The sequence below is a fragment of the Xenorhabdus taiwanensis genome (genome assembly GCF_036512875.1).
In the GTDB taxonomy this organism is placed as follows: Bacteria; Pseudomonadota; Gammaproteobacteria; order Enterobacterales; family Enterobacteriaceae; genus Xenorhabdus; species Xenorhabdus taiwanensis.
Genome location: NZ_AP028978.1, coordinates 3,092,314 through 3,108,370, shown reverse-complemented (window position 1 = coordinate 3,108,370; position 16,057 = coordinate 3,092,314). Strand labels below are relative to the sequence as shown.

At 44.4% G+C, this 16,057-nt stretch carries 15 protein-coding genes and 1 other RNA gene; 11 read left to right on the top strand and 5 right to left on the bottom strand.

Annotated elements, in window-relative coordinates:
• Positions 1–141: 141 nt before the first annotated feature.
• Together rpiA and serA are read left to right on the top strand one after the other, a co-directional pair.
• Positions 142–801 (top strand): ribose-5-phosphate isomerase RpiA, encoded by a 660-nt coding sequence (rpiA, locus tag ACE1SE_RS14465; protein WP_374051460.1) that lies wholly within the window; start codon positions 142–144, stop codon positions 799–801.
• 271 nt (positions 802–1,072) lie between these two features.
• Positions 1,073–2,314 carry a phosphoglycerate dehydrogenase gene (serA, locus tag ACE1SE_RS14460; protein ID WP_374051459.1) on the top strand — a complete coding sequence of 414 codons (1,242 nt, stop codon included), beginning with the start codon at positions 1,073–1,075 and terminating at the stop codon, positions 2,312–2,314.
• Between the two features lie 108 nt (positions 2,315–2,422).
• Here the strand turns inward: serA and ACE1SE_RS14455 are convergent, their stop codons facing one another.
• The 3 genes from ACE1SE_RS14455 to zapA all read right to left on the bottom strand — a co-directional run bounded on the left by ACE1SE_RS14455 (position 2,423) and on the right by zapA (position 3,710).
• Positions 2,423–3,019, bottom strand: a complete 597-nt coding sequence (locus ACE1SE_RS14455) for a 5-formyltetrahydrofolate cyclo-ligase (protein ID WP_374051458.1) — start codon at positions 3,017–3,019, stop codon at positions 2,423–2,425.
• Positions 3,020–3,073: 54 nt separating this feature from the next.
• Positions 3,074–3,257, bottom strand: a non-coding RNA gene (ssrS, locus tag ACE1SE_RS14450) — 6S RNA.
• A gap of 147 nt (positions 3,258–3,404) precedes the next feature.
• A complete protein-coding gene (gene zapA, locus ACE1SE_RS14445) occupies positions 3,405–3,710 on the bottom strand; it encodes a cell division protein ZapA (RefSeq protein ID WP_074019253.1) in 306 nt (101 codons plus the stop codon).
• Between the two features lie 264 nt (positions 3,711–3,974).
• Between zapA and ACE1SE_RS14440 the strand changes: the two genes are divergently transcribed.
• The 7 genes from ACE1SE_RS14440 (at position 3,975) to gcvP (ending at position 13,325) form a co-directional block, all read left to right on the top strand.
• Positions 3,975–4,562: a YecA/YgfB family protein gene (locus ACE1SE_RS14440; protein WP_374051457.1), complete on the top strand. Its 588-nt coding sequence runs from the start codon at positions 3,975–3,977 to the stop codon at positions 4,560–4,562.
• An 82-nt stretch (positions 4,563–4,644) separates the two neighbouring features.
• A complete protein-coding gene (pepP, locus tag ACE1SE_RS14435; RefSeq protein WP_374051456.1) occupies positions 4,645–5,961 on the top strand; it encodes a Xaa-Pro aminopeptidase in 1,317 nt (438 codons plus the stop codon).
• 24 nt (positions 5,962–5,985) lie between these two features.
• On the top strand, positions 5,986–7,176 hold the full coding sequence (ubiH, locus tag ACE1SE_RS14430) for a 2-octaprenyl-6-methoxyphenyl hydroxylase (RefSeq protein WP_374051455.1): 1,191 nt from the start codon (positions 5,986–5,988) through the stop codon (positions 7,174–7,176).
• 12 nt (positions 7,177–7,188) lie between these two features.
• A complete protein-coding gene (gene ubiI, locus ACE1SE_RS14425) occupies positions 7,189–8,421 on the top strand; it encodes an FAD-dependent 2-octaprenylphenol hydroxylase (RefSeq protein ID WP_374051454.1) in 1,233 nt (410 codons plus the stop codon).
• A gap of 371 nt (positions 8,422–8,792) precedes the next feature.
• On the top strand, positions 8,793–9,890 hold the full coding sequence (gene gcvT, locus ACE1SE_RS14420) for a glycine cleavage system aminomethyltransferase GcvT (RefSeq protein ID WP_374051453.1): 1,098 nt from the start codon (positions 8,793–8,795) through the stop codon (positions 9,888–9,890).
• 22 nt (positions 9,891–9,912) lie between these two features.
• Entirely contained in the window at positions 9,913–10,305 is a 393-nt protein-coding gene (gcvH, locus tag ACE1SE_RS14415; RefSeq protein ID WP_374051452.1) for a glycine cleavage system protein GcvH, read from the top strand.
• A 143-nt stretch (positions 10,306–10,448) separates the two neighbouring features.
• Positions 10,449–13,325 carry an aminomethyl-transferring glycine dehydrogenase gene (gene gcvP, locus ACE1SE_RS14410; protein ID WP_374051451.1) on the top strand — a complete coding sequence of 959 codons (2,877 nt, stop codon included), beginning with the start codon at positions 10,449–10,451 and terminating at the stop codon, positions 13,323–13,325.
• A gap of 165 nt (positions 13,326–13,490) precedes the next feature.
• Here the strand turns inward: gcvP and ACE1SE_RS14405 are convergent, their stop codons facing one another.
• Together ACE1SE_RS14405 and ygfZ are read right to left on the bottom strand one after the other, a co-directional pair.
• A complete protein-coding gene (locus tag ACE1SE_RS14405; RefSeq protein ID WP_374051450.1) occupies positions 13,491–14,096 on the bottom strand; it encodes an HD domain-containing protein in 606 nt (201 codons plus the stop codon).
• Positions 14,097–14,112: 16 nt separating this feature from the next.
• Positions 14,113–15,114 (bottom strand): tRNA-modifying protein YgfZ, encoded by a 1,002-nt coding sequence (ygfZ, locus tag ACE1SE_RS14400; RefSeq protein ID WP_374051449.1) that lies wholly within the window; start codon positions 15,112–15,114, stop codon positions 14,113–14,115.
• Between the two features lie 250 nt (positions 15,115–15,364).
• Between ygfZ and sdhE the strand changes: the two genes are divergently transcribed.
• A complete protein-coding gene (gene sdhE / locus ACE1SE_RS14395) occupies positions 15,365–15,631 on the top strand; it encodes an FAD assembly factor SdhE (RefSeq protein WP_074025038.1) in 267 nt (88 codons plus the stop codon).
• On the top strand, positions 15,612–16,052 hold the full coding sequence (locus tag ACE1SE_RS14390; RefSeq protein ID WP_374051448.1) for a protein YgfX: 441 nt from the start codon (positions 15,612–15,614) through the stop codon (positions 16,050–16,052). The genes sdhE and ACE1SE_RS14390 overlap by 20 nt, the downstream gene beginning before the upstream one ends.
• Positions 16,053–16,057: the final 5 nt, after the last annotated feature.

Genomic DNA, 16,057 nt, shown 5'->3' with positions numbered 1-16,057 from the left:
GCTCTTTTTGTGTTACAGCTCAATATCAAAACCATTATGTGCTTAATTAGCACTATGCCATATTTTTTCATGAGGTGAGCCAATATTGTTTATACTAGCCGTCAGATTTTTCCTTGTAACTGATTATAGGCTGTGATCAATATGACTCAGGACGAACTGAAAAAAGCAGTAGGTTGGGCAGCATTGGAATACGTTAAACCAGACACAATTGTTGGTGTTGGTACAGGTTCTACAGCAGCACATTTTATTGATGCGTTGGGCACTATCAAAGATAAAATTGTAGGTGCAGTGTCGAGTTCAGATGCATCGACTGAGAAATTGAAAAGTCTCGGTATTCCTGTGTTTGACTGTAATGAGGTTGACACTTTGGATATTTATGTTGATGGTGCTGATGAAATTAATGGCCAAATGCAGATGATCAAAGGTGGCGGCGCAGCGTTAACCCGGGAAAAAATCATCGCGGCGGTTGCGAAGAAATTTATTTGTATTATTGATTCGTCTAAGCAAGTCGATGTGTTAGGCAAATTCCCTCTGCCAGTTGAAGTCATCCCAATGGCACGGGCTTATGTGGCTCGTGAGTTGGTGAAATTGGGAGGAACACCGGTTTATCGTGAAAACGTAGTAACAGACAATGGCAACCATATTCTGGATGTTCACAATCTCTCTATTGTCGACCCCATTGAGTTAGAAAATAAGATCAATGGAATCGCCGGTGTGGTAACAGTAGGGCTCTTTGCTAATCGAGGGGCGAATGTGGTACTGGTAGGTACTGCGGATGGCGTTAAGACGCTCACTGAATAATCATTTATTGAGGGCAGAATAATCTGCCCTCAAAATATTTTCCTATTTATTCAAAATAGAAAATTTAGTGATATATATCACTTTTCTGTCTAAAAAAACCTCAAAATCCTGTCTTTATCCCGTAACGAATTATTTTACTTTGCATAACAACTTATTTACTGTTGCTTATTCTGTAATATAAGCAATCGATTGTATTGCCGTTACTGTTTTTTTTGTTATTTTGGTGGAATCAATATGCATTATGAAAGTGAGTACAACTAGGGTGGGGAAAATGGTTAAGGTATCTTTAGAAAAGGACAAAATTAAATTTCTGCTGCTGGAAGGCGTTCACCAAAGCGCAGTAGATAGCCTGAAAGCGGCAGGGTACAGCAATATTGAATATCACAAAGGAGCATTAGAACCTGAAGAATTAAAAGAAGCGATCCGTGATGCTCGGTTTGTCGGAATTCGTTCCCGTACCCAATTGACCGAAGAGATTTTCGCCGCAGCGGAAAAGCTGGTTGCAGTTGGGTGTTTTTGTATTGGCACTAACCAGGTTGACCTGAAAGCCGCAGCAAAGCGTGGTATTCCGGTATTTAATGCCCCCTTTTCTAATACGCGCTCGGTCGCTGAAATGGTATTAGGTGAGCTGTTGTTGCTTTTGCGCCGTATTCCTGAGGCGAATGCCAAAGCTCACAATGGGATATGGGATAAGCAGGCAAAAGGTTGCTACGAAGCACGTGGAAAGAAATTAGGTATTATCGGTTATGGGCATATTGGTACACAGCTTGGCATTTTGGCTGAAAATATTGGTTTGAATGTCTATTTTTATGATATTGAAAATAAATTACCATTAGGTAATGCACAGCAAGTTCATCATTTGTCTGAATTGTTGAATATGAGCGATGTTGTGAGCCTGCATGTTCCTGAAACCACTTCTACCAAAAATATGATTGGCGCAGCAGAACTAGAATTGATGAAACCAGGTTCGATTTTGATCAATGCCTCACGTGGTACTGTGATCGATATTGATGCACTCAGCAATGCGTTGGAAGCCGGGCATCTCTCTGGTGCGGCGATTGACGTTTTTCCCCATGAGCCCGCAACAAACAATGATCCTTTCATCTCACCATTAAGCCAGTTTGATAACGTACTGCTGACGCCACACATTGGGGGCTCGACGCAAGAAGCCCAGCAAAATATCGGTTATGAAGTTTCAGGTAAACTGGTCAAATATTCTGACAATGGTTCTACATTATCAGCGGTCAATTTCCCTGAAGTATCGCTCCCTGTTCATGCCAAAGATACTAACCGCTTACTGCATATCCATGAAAATCGCCCAGGTATCTTGACTAGCATTAACCAAGTGTTCACTGAGCAAGAAATCAATATTGATGCCCAATACTTGCGGACTGATAGTAACATTGGTTATGTGGTGATTGATATCACGACGCAAAATTCAGCTCAGGCTGAACTGGTCTTGCAGAAATTGAAATCTTTGCCAGGCACGATCCGTTCTCGCTTGCTTTACTAAGATATGATGGCTGGTTAAAGGTCATTATTGATAAGACGAAACGCATTAAAAATAAGGGGCTATTGAAGGCACAATAGCCCCTGTTAACTTACTGAGTAGAATGCTAATTCATATCCATTGCCATATTTTTTCTGGTGTAATGATCTCTGGCAGAGGAATATCCCAACTCTCACTAGGTAGTTTTTCAACTAACTGCAAATTATGGGCTAATCCAATCGGATAAAAATTCTGTTGTTGCCATTTTGCGAGAGTCCTATCGTAGAAACCACCACCCATCCCCAGACGTTGCCCTGTATAATCGAAAGCGACCAGAGGAATAAACATGACATCAAGTTCGGATATGGGTAAAACCCGCCGGACATCCAATTGAGGCTCTTCGATATTAAAGCGGTTACGAATAAGAGGCGTGTCGGCGCAATAACGGAGAAACAGCAGGTGATTCCGGCTGAAAGGATGCAATATTGGCAAATAGACCTGTTTGTTTTGTCGCCAAAGTTGTTGAATTAGCGGACGTGTATCTAATTCCCCATCAAAGGAGAGAGAGAGGGCAATTTTATCAGCTTGCTGGATCTTAGCGTGAGCTATAGCCTGTTTAACGGCTTGCTGGGCAAATTGCGATTGTTGTTCAGGAGATAGATTTTGGCGTAATTGCCGAATTTTTTTTCTAATGGATTGGCGCAGAGAAAGAGAAGCATCTGATTGCATGATACCTGCCTGTTAATTAACGCAGAAAAGGATACAAAACAGATAAAAAATGGGAGGTTCTCCAAGATGCCGTTACAGGTGGTAACCCTTGAACCCTTGGTTCAAGGTGAACGTAGCGTCGTTGCTATTAGGCTTCCTGGTCTGGCCAAGCATGCTCACAAGAAACGTAGCACCACATTCTATAGAGATGAAATATCGGCTCAGGGGACTTCCCTGCTCACGAACACCTCAGAGAAATTTTTTGCTGCTTAAACCAACTAAATAGGCTTTAAGCAACGCTATGAAGCCTATTGTATGGAACTAAACGAAGAAAGCAACTGCTTATATTAATCTATAGTGACTACTGCCTGATTTATCAACAAGATTGAGTTGAAGGGTAGGATTATCAGGTAACTTTACCTTGCTCTAACAGTGCCTTTTCAATGGATTGCTGGAGCATTTTTATTTTTTGTTCCATATTGTAAGCATAATCACGGGTTTTCATCTTCTCCTGTGCCAACTCGTGACAGACATTCAGTGCCACAATAAAAACCAGTTGCTCAGTGTTAGTGACTCTGGTGCGTTCTTTAAGGTTATGCAAACGCTGATCAAGTTCCACAGCAGCAGCTTGCAACGCTTCAATCTGCTCTGTTGGACAATTGACACGTAATGACCGCCCAAAAATCTGAATATCTACTGGTTGTGCAGACATGACACCTTCCTGATTTATTATTGTGCCGATACCTTGATGTTGATATATATCCCTTATCTCTCAAATTGCTGCTTTGCAGGCAGAGCTGTAATTTGAAATCTATTGGGCATAGAGTAAATTATGGTATAAAACAAGGCCGACACCAATCATTACCATACAATACCAAAAGCCTCCTTCCTTATATCGGTGTGTGCTGTCTGGTATAGCGACTCCCCTTGATGGTAGCATAGCATAAACTTATATCGCCAACGATGATCAATATACATGTCTATACAAAACTCATTACCTAATTATCAATCATTTGATGAAATTTTGCATCAACAGTCCGTTGCCCTGACAGCAGCAGAAATGCATGGCTTAATCAGTGGGTTACTATGCAGTGGAAATCATGGTGGTAATCACGATAGTAGTTGGCAAACATTGGTGCATGATCTTGCGAATGATGGTCTGGCATTTTCTCAGGTTTTGGCTCTACCGCTTAGGGAATTATACGAAACGACATTTGAGTTGCTGGATGACAGTAATTTCGCGTTCCACCTGTTGCTTCCTGATGAAGAGGCGGGGATTTTTGAATGCGCAGAAGCCTTGGCGGGATGGGTAAACCACTTTCTGCTCGGATTGGGTGTAGCCAACCCTAAATTGATAGAAAAACCAGAAATTCAGGAAATTATCACCGATTTACGTAACATCGGCATGTTGGGCTATGATGAAGACGAAGATCAGGAAGAACTCTCTCAAGCCCTTGAAGAAGTATTGGAATATGTCCGTGTTGCGGTTCAACTCTGCTATATCGCATTAGCGACACCTAAAACCGCAGGCAGTGCAAAAAATGAAAAACCAACATTGCACTGATTGGCGGTCTTCACCCTATAAATTTCAAGCTTTGAAAGATAAGGGGTATCCCAACTAATAATATGGAATTGCAGGAGAGGGTATGACTAAACAAGAATATTTATCCCGTCGTCAGGCATTATTGTCAAAAATGGCACCAGCCAGTGCAGCTATAATTTTTTCGGCTCCGCCTGCGACACGTAATTCAGATAGTGAATATCCCTACCGTCAGCACAGTGATTTTCTGTATCTGACAGGGTTCAGTGAACCGGAAGCAGTTCTGATACTGATCAAAAGCGACGAAACCCACAATCACAGTGTGTTGTTTAATCGTGTTCGCGATTTGACTGCGGAAATTTGGTTTGGTCGTCGTCTTGGACAAGAAGCTGCATTGGAAAAGTTGGGGGTGGATCGTGCCCTGCCATTCGATGATCTCAATGAACAACTCTATTTGTTGTTGAATGGCTTGGAGGTGGTTTATCACGCCCAGGGAGAATTTGAGTACGCTGATAACATCGTTTTTGGTGCCTTGGATAAATTGCGCAAAAACAGCCGCCGTAACTTCAAGGCACCAACGGTCATGGCAGATTGGCGCCCGTGGCTGCATGAAATGCGTCTGTTTAAATCAGAAGCTGAATTAGAAATCATGCGTAAAGCTGGGGAAATCAGTGCCCAGGCGCACACTAGGGCGATGCAGGTTTGCCGCCCAGGCATGTTTGAATACCAGCTTGAAGCCGAAATTCACTACGAATTTACCTGTCAGGATGCGCGTTATCCTGCTTATAACACCATTATCGGCGCGGGAGAAAACGCCTGTATCCTGCATTACACTGAAAATGAACGTCGCATGAAAGATGGCGATTTAGTGTTAATCGATGCGGGGTGTGAATATAAAGGATACGCCGGCGATATCACACGGACATTCCCGGTAAATGGCAAGTTTACGCGCCCTCAACGTGAAATTTATGACATTGTGCTGGAAGCTATCAACCTTTCTTTGGAACTTTACAGACCAGGTATCAGCATAAGCGAGGTCACGGGACAGATTGTACGTGTCATGGTGAAGGGATTGGTAAGATTGGGAATTATGCATGGTGAAGTCGAACAATTGATCGAAACCAATGCTTATCGTCAATTTTTCATGCATGGTTTGAGTCACTGGTTGGGGCTGGATGTGCATGATGTCGGTGATTACGGCGTTGATCGCTATCGAATTCTGGAACCGGGTATGGTGCTAACTGTAGAGCCAGGGCTTTACATTGCACCCGATGCAGATGTTCCGCCGGAATACCGTGGTATCGGTATCCGTATTGAAGATGACATTGTGATAACAGAAACGGGAAATGAAAACCTGACTGAGCTTGTTGTGAAAGATCCAGATGACATAGAAGCTCTGATGGCACAGGCAAAGCACAGTTAAGGTTAAAGTAATCAGGGAATTATAATGAACGTGATTATTGTGGGCGGAGGAATGACGGGAGCGACGTTGGCTCTGGCTATTGCCTCGCTGAGTCGGGGGCAATTACAAGTCTCCTTGATTGAAGCCGCAGAACCTACCAAGGAACATCCTGGTTTTGATGCGAGGGCTATTGCCTTGGCTTATGGTACATGTCAGCGCTTGCATCAGATCGGTATTTGGCCTGCATTGCAACATTGTGTTACTCCAATAACTCACGTTCATGTCAGCGACCGCGGTAATAGCGGTTTCGTCAACATCCGCGCCAGTGACTATGATATTTCGGCATTGGGCAATGTAATTGAATTGCATGATGCTGGAATTCATCTTTTTGATTTATTAAAACAATCTCCAAATATTAAAATTTACTGTCCGGTTAAAGTGAGTTCCGTTGAACGTTTAGACAGTTCGGTGGTGGTTTCGCTGAATAATGGCGAAAAACTGACAGGAGAACTGCTGGTCGCGGCGGATGGTAGCCACTCTGCGATAGCCCAGGTATGCAATATACCGTTTCAACAGCGATCTTATGAGCAGACAGCTATTATTGCCAATGTGCTGACTTCTGAACATCCTCAAGGAAGGGCATTCGAGCGTTTTACCAAACATGGGCCATTGGCATTGTTGCCTATGTCGGAAGGACGTAGTTCACTGGTATGGTGTCACCCACTGGAAAAACAGTCAGAAGTCAATAACTGGAGCCAGCATGAATTCCTCCAACAGCTACAAAAAGCATTTGGTTGGCGTTTAGGGAAAATGCTGGGAATCGGTCAACGACATAGTTATCCCTTAGCATTATCGACAGCCAGCAGGCAAATTAGCCACCGTTTAGCGCTGGTAGGTAATGCCTCCCAAACCTTGCATCCGATTGCTGGGCAGGGCTTTAATTTGGGGATGCGCGATGTGATGACTTTGGCACAAATCATTTCAGCAGCGGCCATTTCTGGGCAGGATATTGGCTCCTATAAAGTATTGGCACAGTATCAGCAACAGCGTCAGGCGGATCGTGAAACTACCATTGGGATCACGGATGGATTGGTCAGGTTATTTGCCAATGACTACTTACCGTTAAAAATTGGGCGTAATCTTGGCTTGATGACAATGGAAAGGTTACCCCCTATGCGGGATCTCTTTGCCCGTCAGACATTAGGTTGGGTTGCACAGTCACCATTGGCAGATTAAGAGGAAAAAAGAATGCAATCATTTGATGTGGTGATCGCAGGGGGCGGAATGGTTGGCCTTGCGCTGGCCTGTGGTTTGCAAGGTAGTGGTTTGCGCATCGCGATTGTAGAAGAGCATCCACCGACAAAGCTACTTAGTGCCAATGATGAATATGCGTTGCGTGTTTCGGCCATTAATGCAGCCAGTGAGCGATTACTCACTCATCTTGGTGTCTGGCAAGATATTCTTGCAATGCGAGCGAGCCCTTATCAGGGAATGGAAGTCTGGGATCAGGACAGTTTCGGGCGTATTCAGTTTAATGCGGTGGAAAATGGACTGACACACCTGGGCCATATCATCGAAAACTGTGTGATCCGGCAAGCACTCTGGCAACGCGCGGAAAATCTGCCAGATGTGATGTTCTTTACTCCATCTTCTCTCAAGAATGTTGCCTGGGGAGAAAACGAGGCTTTCATCACTTTATCGGATGGAAGGATGCTGACTTCACGCTTAGTTGTTGGTGCAGACGGTGCCCACTCTTGGCTGCGTCAACACGCAGATATTCCGTTGACTTTCTGGGATTACGAACATCATGCATTAGTAGCGACAATTCGTACTGAAGAGTCTCATGAAGGTGTTGCGCGTCAGGTTTTCCACGGTGATGGGATACTGGCTTTCCTGCCTCTGCCAGATCCTCACTTATGTTCAATTGTGTGGTCATTACCGGCTGAATCTGCGCAACAGCGCAAATCTATGGAACCCGCGTTGTTCAATCGGCAACTAAGCGCGACATTTGATATGCGTCTTGGTCAATGTGAACTGATCAGTGATCGGCAAACCATTCCATTAACGGGGCGTTATGCCCGCAATTTTGCTGCTCATCGATTGGCACTCCTGGGCGATGCAGCACACACTATCCACCCACTGGCTGGTCAGGGTGTTAATCTCGGATTTATGGATGTGGCAGAGCTGATAGGTGAATTGAGCCGCTTAAATCAGCAAGGAAAAGACATCGGCCAATATCTCTATTTAGGGCGTTATGAGCGTCGTCGTAAACACAGTGCGGCAGTCATGCTTGCAGGTATGCAGGGTTTTCGTCAGCTATTTGATGGCAATAACCCAGCTAAAAGATTATTGCGCGGTATTGGGTTAGCCTTGGCTGATCACTTACCGGCAATGAAGCCGCAATTGCTTCGTCATGCAATGGGGCTCAATGACCTTCCTGATTGGCTAATCTCTCAAACTTCTTCGGTTGAAAAAATCTAATTCAGCCCGTGAATTAGAATTAGTTTTTCTCATATCAGGCTAAAGTGTGTTAAGTCGATTTACTTCATACTTTAGCCTTTTTTCAATCTAAAAATATTGCTTTCTGTCATTTGTTAAAAATTTTGAGTGTTTTTGTGTAATAAATTAGACAAAAATTCTGTATGACAATAAGGAGCTTTTGGGATTGCCGCTGCAATGCAGCTAATTTATTTTATGGTTCATTTCCTGTTTCAGTGGTAACTTCTGATCCCAAGGTATCGTTTGCGTGATTAACCGTTTCTTTGCTTCATGATCCAACATCTGCCGGTTAATGCGCCGTCTTTTTTTCAGGTCACGAATGTTTTCATGTCAAGAATGTAAAGAGGGAAATAATGTCAAAACACACCCCACTATATGATCAACATCTGGCATGCGGAGCACGCATGGTAGATTTTCATGGCTGGATGATGCCCCTGCACTATGGTTCACAAATCGACGAGCATCATACAGTGCGTACTGATGCCGGTATGTTCGACGTTTCCCACATGACAATTGTGGATCTACACGGTACAGGTTGTCGTGATTTTCTCCGTTATCTTCTGGCCAATGACATTGCCAAACTCACTGAGCAGGGCAAAGCACTGTATACCGCAATGTTAAATGCTTCCGGCGGCGTCATTGATGACCTGATTGTTTATTTCTTCACTGATAACTTTTATCGCATGGTTGTGAATTCAGCGACCCGTGAGAAAGACTTGGCATGGATTAACCAACATGCTGAAGAATATGACATTGAGATTACTGTACGTGATGATTTGGCTTTGATTGCTGTTCAGGGGCCAAATGCGCAAGCCAAAGTGCAATCACTGCTAAGCGATGAGCAGAAGCAGGCGACAACCGGCATTAAACCTTTCTTTGGCGTCCAGTCGGGAAATCTGTTTATCGCAACGACGGGTTATACCGGTGAAGCCGGTTATGAAATTGCACTGCCTAAAGAACACGCGGCAGACTTTTGGCAGCAGTTGTTGGCTGTAGGGGTAAAACCCGCTGGATTGGGGGCGCGTGACACATTGCGTCTTGAAGCAGGCATGAACCTTTATGGTCAAGAAATGGATGAAACTATTTCACCGCTGGCTGCCAACATGGGTTGGACAATTGCCTGGAAACCGGAAGATCGTCAGTTCATTGGCCGTGAAGCATTGGAAAGGCAACGTGAAACCGGTACTGATCAGTTGGTTGGACTGGTCATGCGTGAAAAGGGAGTATTGCGTGGTGGATTAACTGTCAGTTTCACTGATAGTTCCGGCGAAATACGTTCTGGAGTCATTACCAGCGGAACATTCTCCCCAACTTTAGGATTTAGTATAGCCCTTGCACGTGTACCGCAAGGTATTGATGAACAGGCGGTTGTCCAGATCCGTAATCGTGAAATGCCCGTGCAGGTTGTTAAACCGGGCTTTGTGCGGATGGGAAAACCACTTGTAGAGTGATAAAAACAAGGAGAAGGCAACGATGAGTCATGTACCAGCAGAATTAAAATATACAGAATCACATGAATGGGTTCGCTCGGAAGGAAATGGTGAATATACCGTAGGTATTACCGAACATGCCCAAAATTTATTGGGAGATATGGTATTTGTTGATTTGCCCGAAATAGGCGCAGAAGTAAATGGTGGTGATGATTGTGCTGTTGTAGAGTCAGTCAAAGCGGCTTCTGATATTTACGCACCAGTGAGTGGTAAGATTATCGCGATTAATCCTGACCTGGAAAATTCCCCCGAATTAGTGAACAGTGAACCCTATAATGAAGGTTGGTTGTTCCGCATTAAAATAACCGATGAGAGTGAACTTGCTAATTTGCTCGATGCCGAAAGTTATCGGTCACTCTTGGAAGAAGACGAATAATGTTTTTGAATCGCCCCATATCACATTGTGAGTGGGGCGTTTTTTTTGTGCCGTTTTTTATAGCCAATAGATTTCAAGTGATAGGCACCAAAACTGTAACTTGAAAGATAGAAGGCATAGCGAGTTTCAGGAAATTATCATCAATGACTCAGACATTAATCCAACTTGAAAATCAAGATGAATTCATTCGTCGCCACATTGGTTCTTCTGCTGAACAGCAAACAGAGATGCTGGCGATAGTAGGTGCAAATTCTCTTGATGATCTGACCAATAAAATTGTTCCTCGTGATATCGCATTATCAGAGCCTCCTGCGGTTGGTGAAGGTGTGACTGAACAACAGGCTCTGGCTGAATTGAAAGCGATAGCGAGTCAGAACCAGCGCTATCAATCGTATATCGGTATGGGATACTCACCCGCAATTCTACCTCCCGTTATTTTGCGTAATTTGTTGGAAAATCCGGGCTGGTATACCGCATATACCCCTTATCAACCGGAAGTTTCTCAAGGCCGATTAGAAGCTTTATTGAATTTCCAGCAAGTAACCATTGACCTGACAGGCTTAGATCTTGCTTCTGCTTCACTACTGGATGAAGCAACAGCAGCCGCAGAAGCGATGGCAATGGCAAAACGGATCAGCAAACTGAAAGGGGCTGAACGTTTCTTTGTGGTGGATGATATTCATCCACAAACGTTGGATGTAGTACGTACCCGTGCCGAAACATTTGGATTTGAAGTCATTGTTGATAAAGCAGAAAAGGTACTGGAACTGGACGGGATCTTTGGTGTCTTGCTGCAACAAACAGGAACGACGGGTGAAATCCATGATTACAGTGACCTGATTGCGAAACTGAAAGAGCGTAAAATTATTGTCAGTGTTGCCGCGGATTTCATGGCTTTGGTCATATTGACCGCGCCGGGCAAACAAGGTGCTGATATTGTATTTGGTTCTGCACAGCGTTTTGGTGTGCCGATGGGATATGGTGGCCCTCATGCTGCCTTCTTTGCTTGCCGCGATGAATTCAAACGTTCTATGCCGGGCCGTATTATCGGTGTTTCCCGTGATGCAGCGGGTAACAGAGCACTACGTATGGCGATGCAAACACGCGAGCAGCACATTCGTCGTGAAAAAGCGAATTCCAATATCTGTACTTCTCAAGTCCTACTGGCAAATATTGCGGGAATGTACGCGGTTTACCACGGATCTGAAGGGTTAAAGCGTATTGCTAACCGTATTCACCGACTGACAGATATTCTGGCTGCGGGTTTGCAAAAGGCGGGTATCACACTGCGTCATAAGACATGGTTTGATACATTGGCGATTGAAGTATCAGATAAGGCTCAGGTACTGGCAAGAGCGGTTAAAGCGCAAATTAACTTGCGTACCGATATTCTTGGTGCTGTGGGTGTATCCTTGAGTGAAAAAACCAGCCGCGATGATTTGGTAACCCTGTATCAAGTGATAACAGGTTCTGACTCAATGCTGGATATTGATGCTCTTGATCGTGAAATCGCGACAGACAGCCAATCTATTCCTGCCTCCATGCTGCGTAATGACGACATTTTGACCCATGATAATTTCCGTCGCTACCACAGCGAAACTGACATGATGCGTTATATGCACAGTCTGGAGCGTAAAGATCTGGCCTTGAATCAAGCCATGATCCCGCTGGGTTCGTGTACCATGAAATTGAATGCAGCGGCGGAAATCATGCCGATTACCTGGCCTGAATTTACCGATATGCATCCTTTCTGCCCGCCAGAACAAGCGCAGGGTTATCACCAGATGATCGGTCAACTTTCCCGTTGGCTGGTATTGCTGACCGGATATGACGCATTTTGTATGCAGCCAAACTCTGGCGCACAAGGGGAATATGCCGGTCTGCTGGCAATTCGTCGCTATTACGCCAGCCGTGGTGAACAACATCGCCATATTTGCTTAATTCCAAGCTCTGCGCATGGCACAAATCCGGCTTCTGCTCATATGGCAGGAATGACGGTTGTTGTTGTGGAATGCGATAAAGAAGGTAACATCGATCTGGTTGATTTGCGTGAAAAAGCGCAAAAACACAGTGATAATCTTGCCTGTATCATGGTGACTTATCCGTCAACGCACGGTGTCTACGAAGAAACCATCCGTGAGGTTTGCCAAGTTATCCATCAAAACGGCGGGCAGGTTTATCTTGATGGTGCGAACATGAACGCACAAGTAGGGATTACAACTCCGGGCTTTATTGGTGCAGATGTTTCGCATCTGAACCTGCATAAAACCTTCTGTATTCCACACGGTGGTGGTGGTCCAGGCATGGGACCGATTGGTGTGAAAAAACATCTTGCCCCATTTGTGCCAGGTCATTCAGTGGTTGAAATGGATGAAGTTACAACATTAGGTGCAGTATCCGCAGCGCCATTTGGTAGTGCATCTATCCTGCCAATTAGCTGGATGTATATTCGCATGATGGGAGCAAAAGGGCTGAAACAGGCCAGCCAGGTTGCGATCCTGAATGCAAACTACATTGCCGCCCGCCTGAAAGACGCTTATGAAATCCTCTATACCGGACGTGATGGGTATGTTGCTCACGAATGTATTCTGGACATTCGCCCACTGAAAGAAGAATTCGGCATTAGTGAGATGGATATTGCCAAACGTCTAATAGACTATGGTTTCCACGCACCAACCATGTCATTTCCGGTTGCGGGAACCTTGATGGTTGAACCAACGGAATCAGAGAGTAAAGTTGAAATTGACCGCTTTATTGACGCAATGCTGGCAATTCGGCAAGAGATCAGCAAAGTGGCAAGCGGAGAATGGCCGTTGGAAGACAACCCATTAGTCAATGCTCCACACGTGCAGACTGAACTGATTTCTGATTGGGATCATGCCTATAGCCGTGAAATAGCTGTTTTCCCAACTGCGGAAACGAAAGCCAATAAATACTGGCCGACGGTTAAACGTCTTGATGATGTTTACGGTGATCGCAATTTACATTGCTCTTGTGCTCCAATTGAAAATTATCGTTAGTTATAAATAAATTAACGAGATTCATCGAAAGCAGTGTTAGGAAAAATTTCTAACACTGCTTTTTTATCAAAAAAATTATTATTTTTTCAATGGATAAGATAAAGCTAATATAAACTCAGGTCCTACGGGAGCTTTTTTCATTTGGCGTAAAAGTCTTTTGTTTTTCTATGTCAACCAGCCTTTTTCTTTTGCTGCTTCTAATTGAGGCAGCAGGTATTTCCATAGTTCAGGATAACTTTCGGCAACAAAGTGGAGCAGATTGTAAACTTGCTCGAAGCGAATATTATTCTCAACCCAGCTTTGTCCCTCGTTATGCAGGTTCATAAATACCGGCATAATTCTGTCAAGAGTTTTGGCAAAACGCGCTTCTGGTGTGATGGCGTCTTCGTATTCTTGCCACAGTTCCAGAAAATATTTTCCTTGGGTTTCCGGTAGTAAGCCAAAAATACGATGAGCCGCTTTCACTTCATGTTCGTGAATGGCTTCACGGGCAGCCAGATCGAACGCGATAACATCACCTGCATCGATCTCAACAATGTCATGGATCAAAGCCATCTGTATGACGCGGCTAATATCCACATCTCCGGCATAAGGAGCAAAGCCAAGCACAGCAATAGCAAAATGCCAGCTATGTTCAGCAGAGTTTTCATGACGCGTATTATTCAATAACTTCGTCTTGCGATGGACATATTTTAATTGATCCAGTTCCATAATAAACGCAATGACATCGGTAAAAGGGCCGAAATCAACAGGAGGTACAGCTAATGACATACAAAAACCTCAATAATTATTTTTCTTCGTTTAGGGAATAAGGCAATGTTTGAATGGTAAGAACACTACCTTCATCATCACGGATACGAAATACACTTTCTGCTTCCATATCATTATTCATGACAACTTGTACCCAGATTGAACCATCAGCCAGTTTGACCGCCGCTAATACTGAGCCTGTCCGACGCCATTTATCGCCTAACTGCCATTCTAAATCATCGCCAACGACAGGCAGGGAAGCGGCATTACCCGCCAGCCAGTACATGGCTCGCTTGTTTGCCCCACGATATTTGGCTCTGGCTACCATTTCCTGACCGGTATAACAGCCTTTTTTAAAGCTGATGCTGTTTTCGATGGCCTGAAGGTTAGTTGCTTGTGGAATAAATTGTGCACTGCTGGCGGCATCAATCACTGGGGTTCCTGCTTCAATCTCCAGCGCCAGCCATTGCTGGCTATCATTCAACTGAGATTGAAACTCTTCGACTAGCGTTTCAGTTATTTTAGCGGCGGTTGTTTTATCCGTGATGATAAGGAAACGTTCAGCGGGAAGCGCCAGGTGGAGAAGGGTTGTGGTTTCGTGTTGGATAACAGGAGATTCGGTGTCGGGCAGGGTTGGGAAGAGGGCTGTCAGCGCTTTCCGATTTCCTGTGCCGGCGACACCGAGCAAGATACTTTCTTCATCTTTGGCAAACGTCACTTTGGAAAACACAGCATACTTTTTCAATTCGGTTAATTGGGTTTCCAACAATGAACGGCGTTCAATATAGGCAAAACCTTCATCACGCTGAAACAGTCGTAAGTTACTCCACATCTTGCCCTTGGCATCACAATGGGCAGTTAACACATGTTGGTTATCATTTAGTGAGGTAAGATCGGCTGTAATCTGACCTTGCAGATACTTTTTCGCATCAGCGCCTGTGGCTGTCACTATTCCCCAATCATCAAGGGAAATTAAAGTCAGTAGTAGTGTTGCAGAAGAAGATGGATATTGTGCAGAAAACGGAATTGGGTAAGTCATAACAGCTCCTGCCAGTAACTTAACTAAGAAATAACGATAATGGTAAAAGAGATGCGGTTTAATGCAAAGGGATTATTCCTGTTATTTATAGATAAGGTATGCATAGTCAATTTGTTGCGATAGGCTTCGCATCTTGTCGATATATCTCGTGATCCTACCGATGCAGATGATGAAAAACAGGCCAGAATCGTTAATAATCTTATTACCGTCTTAATGGCACGAATGAAAATGATAAAGAGGCTTTTTAAACATGGATATTGATAATAAAGCACGTATTCACTGGGCATGTCGTCGTGGAATGCGTGAACTGGATATTTCTATCATGCCATTTTTTGAATATGAATATGATTCATTGAGTGATGATGACAAACGAATTTTCGTTCGTTTGCTGGAGTGCCCGGATCCCGACCTTTTCAATTGGCTTATGAATCATGGACGGCCTGAAGATGATGAGTTATATCATATGGTGAAATTGATCCAGAGCAGAAACCAAGCTCGTGGTCCTGTGGAACAGTGAATTAAGGGCGTCTCGCCATACTCGCCTGTTTTCCACGGGTGCGCATGGTGCAGTCGCCATTGCTGCTTTGTTGGCACCCTGGCCGATTAACAGCGCTAGTTTTTGGCTTCCATTTTTCTGGTTTTCACTGCTTGCCATCATTATAAGTAGTTGGGCATGGAGCCAGAAAAATATCCGGCAGTGTCAGGGCAGGTTGGTATTGTTCAAAGGCAACAAAGTGCATTGGCAAAAAGCTGCCTGGCGCATCGCTCAGCCACCGTGGTTCCATCGCTATGGAATGGTGGTTATGCTCCATACATTTAGTCAGGCAGAAAATATGCGCTACCAACCGCCAATTCGATTATGGATAGCATCAGATAGTCTATCGCCCGCTGCCTGGCGTCATTTGAATCAATTGATGCGCCAGTACCCTGGACGGTGATGACG

What these genes read in the sequence shown, in the direction of transcription:
- rpiA (WP_374051460.1), top strand. Translation starts at nt 142, where the DNA reads ATGACTCAGGACGAACTGAAAAAAGCAGTAGGTTGGGCAGCATTGGAA.
- serA (WP_374051459.1), top strand. Translation starts at nt 1,073, where the DNA reads ATGGTTAAGGTATCTTTAGAAAAGGACAAAATTAAATTTCTGCTGCTG.
- ACE1SE_RS14455 (WP_374051458.1), bottom strand. Translation starts at nt 3,019, where the DNA reads ATGCAATCAGATGCTTCTCTTTCTCTGCGCCAATCCATTAGAAAAAAA.
- zapA (WP_074019253.1), bottom strand. Translation starts at nt 3,710, where the DNA reads ATGTCTGCACAACCAGTAGATATTCAGATTTTTGGGCGGTCATTACGT.
- ACE1SE_RS14440 (WP_374051457.1), top strand. Translation starts at nt 3,975, where the DNA reads ATGTCTATACAAAACTCATTACCTAATTATCAATCATTTGATGAAATT.
- pepP (WP_374051456.1), top strand. Translation starts at nt 4,645, where the DNA reads ATGACTAAACAAGAATATTTATCCCGTCGTCAGGCATTATTGTCAAAA.
- ubiH (WP_374051455.1), top strand. Translation starts at nt 5,986, where the DNA reads ATGAACGTGATTATTGTGGGCGGAGGAATGACGGGAGCGACGTTGGCT.
- ubiI (WP_374051454.1), top strand. Translation starts at nt 7,189, where the DNA reads ATGCAATCATTTGATGTGGTGATCGCAGGGGGCGGAATGGTTGGCCTT.
- gcvT (WP_374051453.1), top strand. Translation starts at nt 8,793, where the DNA reads ATGTCAAAACACACCCCACTATATGATCAACATCTGGCATGCGGAGCA.
- gcvH (WP_374051452.1), top strand. Translation starts at nt 9,913, where the DNA reads ATGAGTCATGTACCAGCAGAATTAAAATATACAGAATCACATGAATGG.
- gcvP (WP_374051451.1), top strand. Translation starts at nt 10,449, where the DNA reads ATGACTCAGACATTAATCCAACTTGAAAATCAAGATGAATTCATTCGT.
- ACE1SE_RS14405 (WP_374051450.1), bottom strand. Translation starts at nt 14,096, where the DNA reads ATGTCATTAGCTGTACCTCCTGTTGATTTCGGCCCTTTTACCGATGTC.
- ygfZ (WP_374051449.1), bottom strand. Translation starts at nt 15,114, where the DNA reads ATGACTTACCCAATTCCGTTTTCTGCACAATATCCATCTTCTTCTGCA.
- sdhE (WP_074025038.1), top strand. Translation starts at nt 15,365, where the DNA reads ATGGATATTGATAATAAAGCACGTATTCACTGGGCATGTCGTCGTGGA.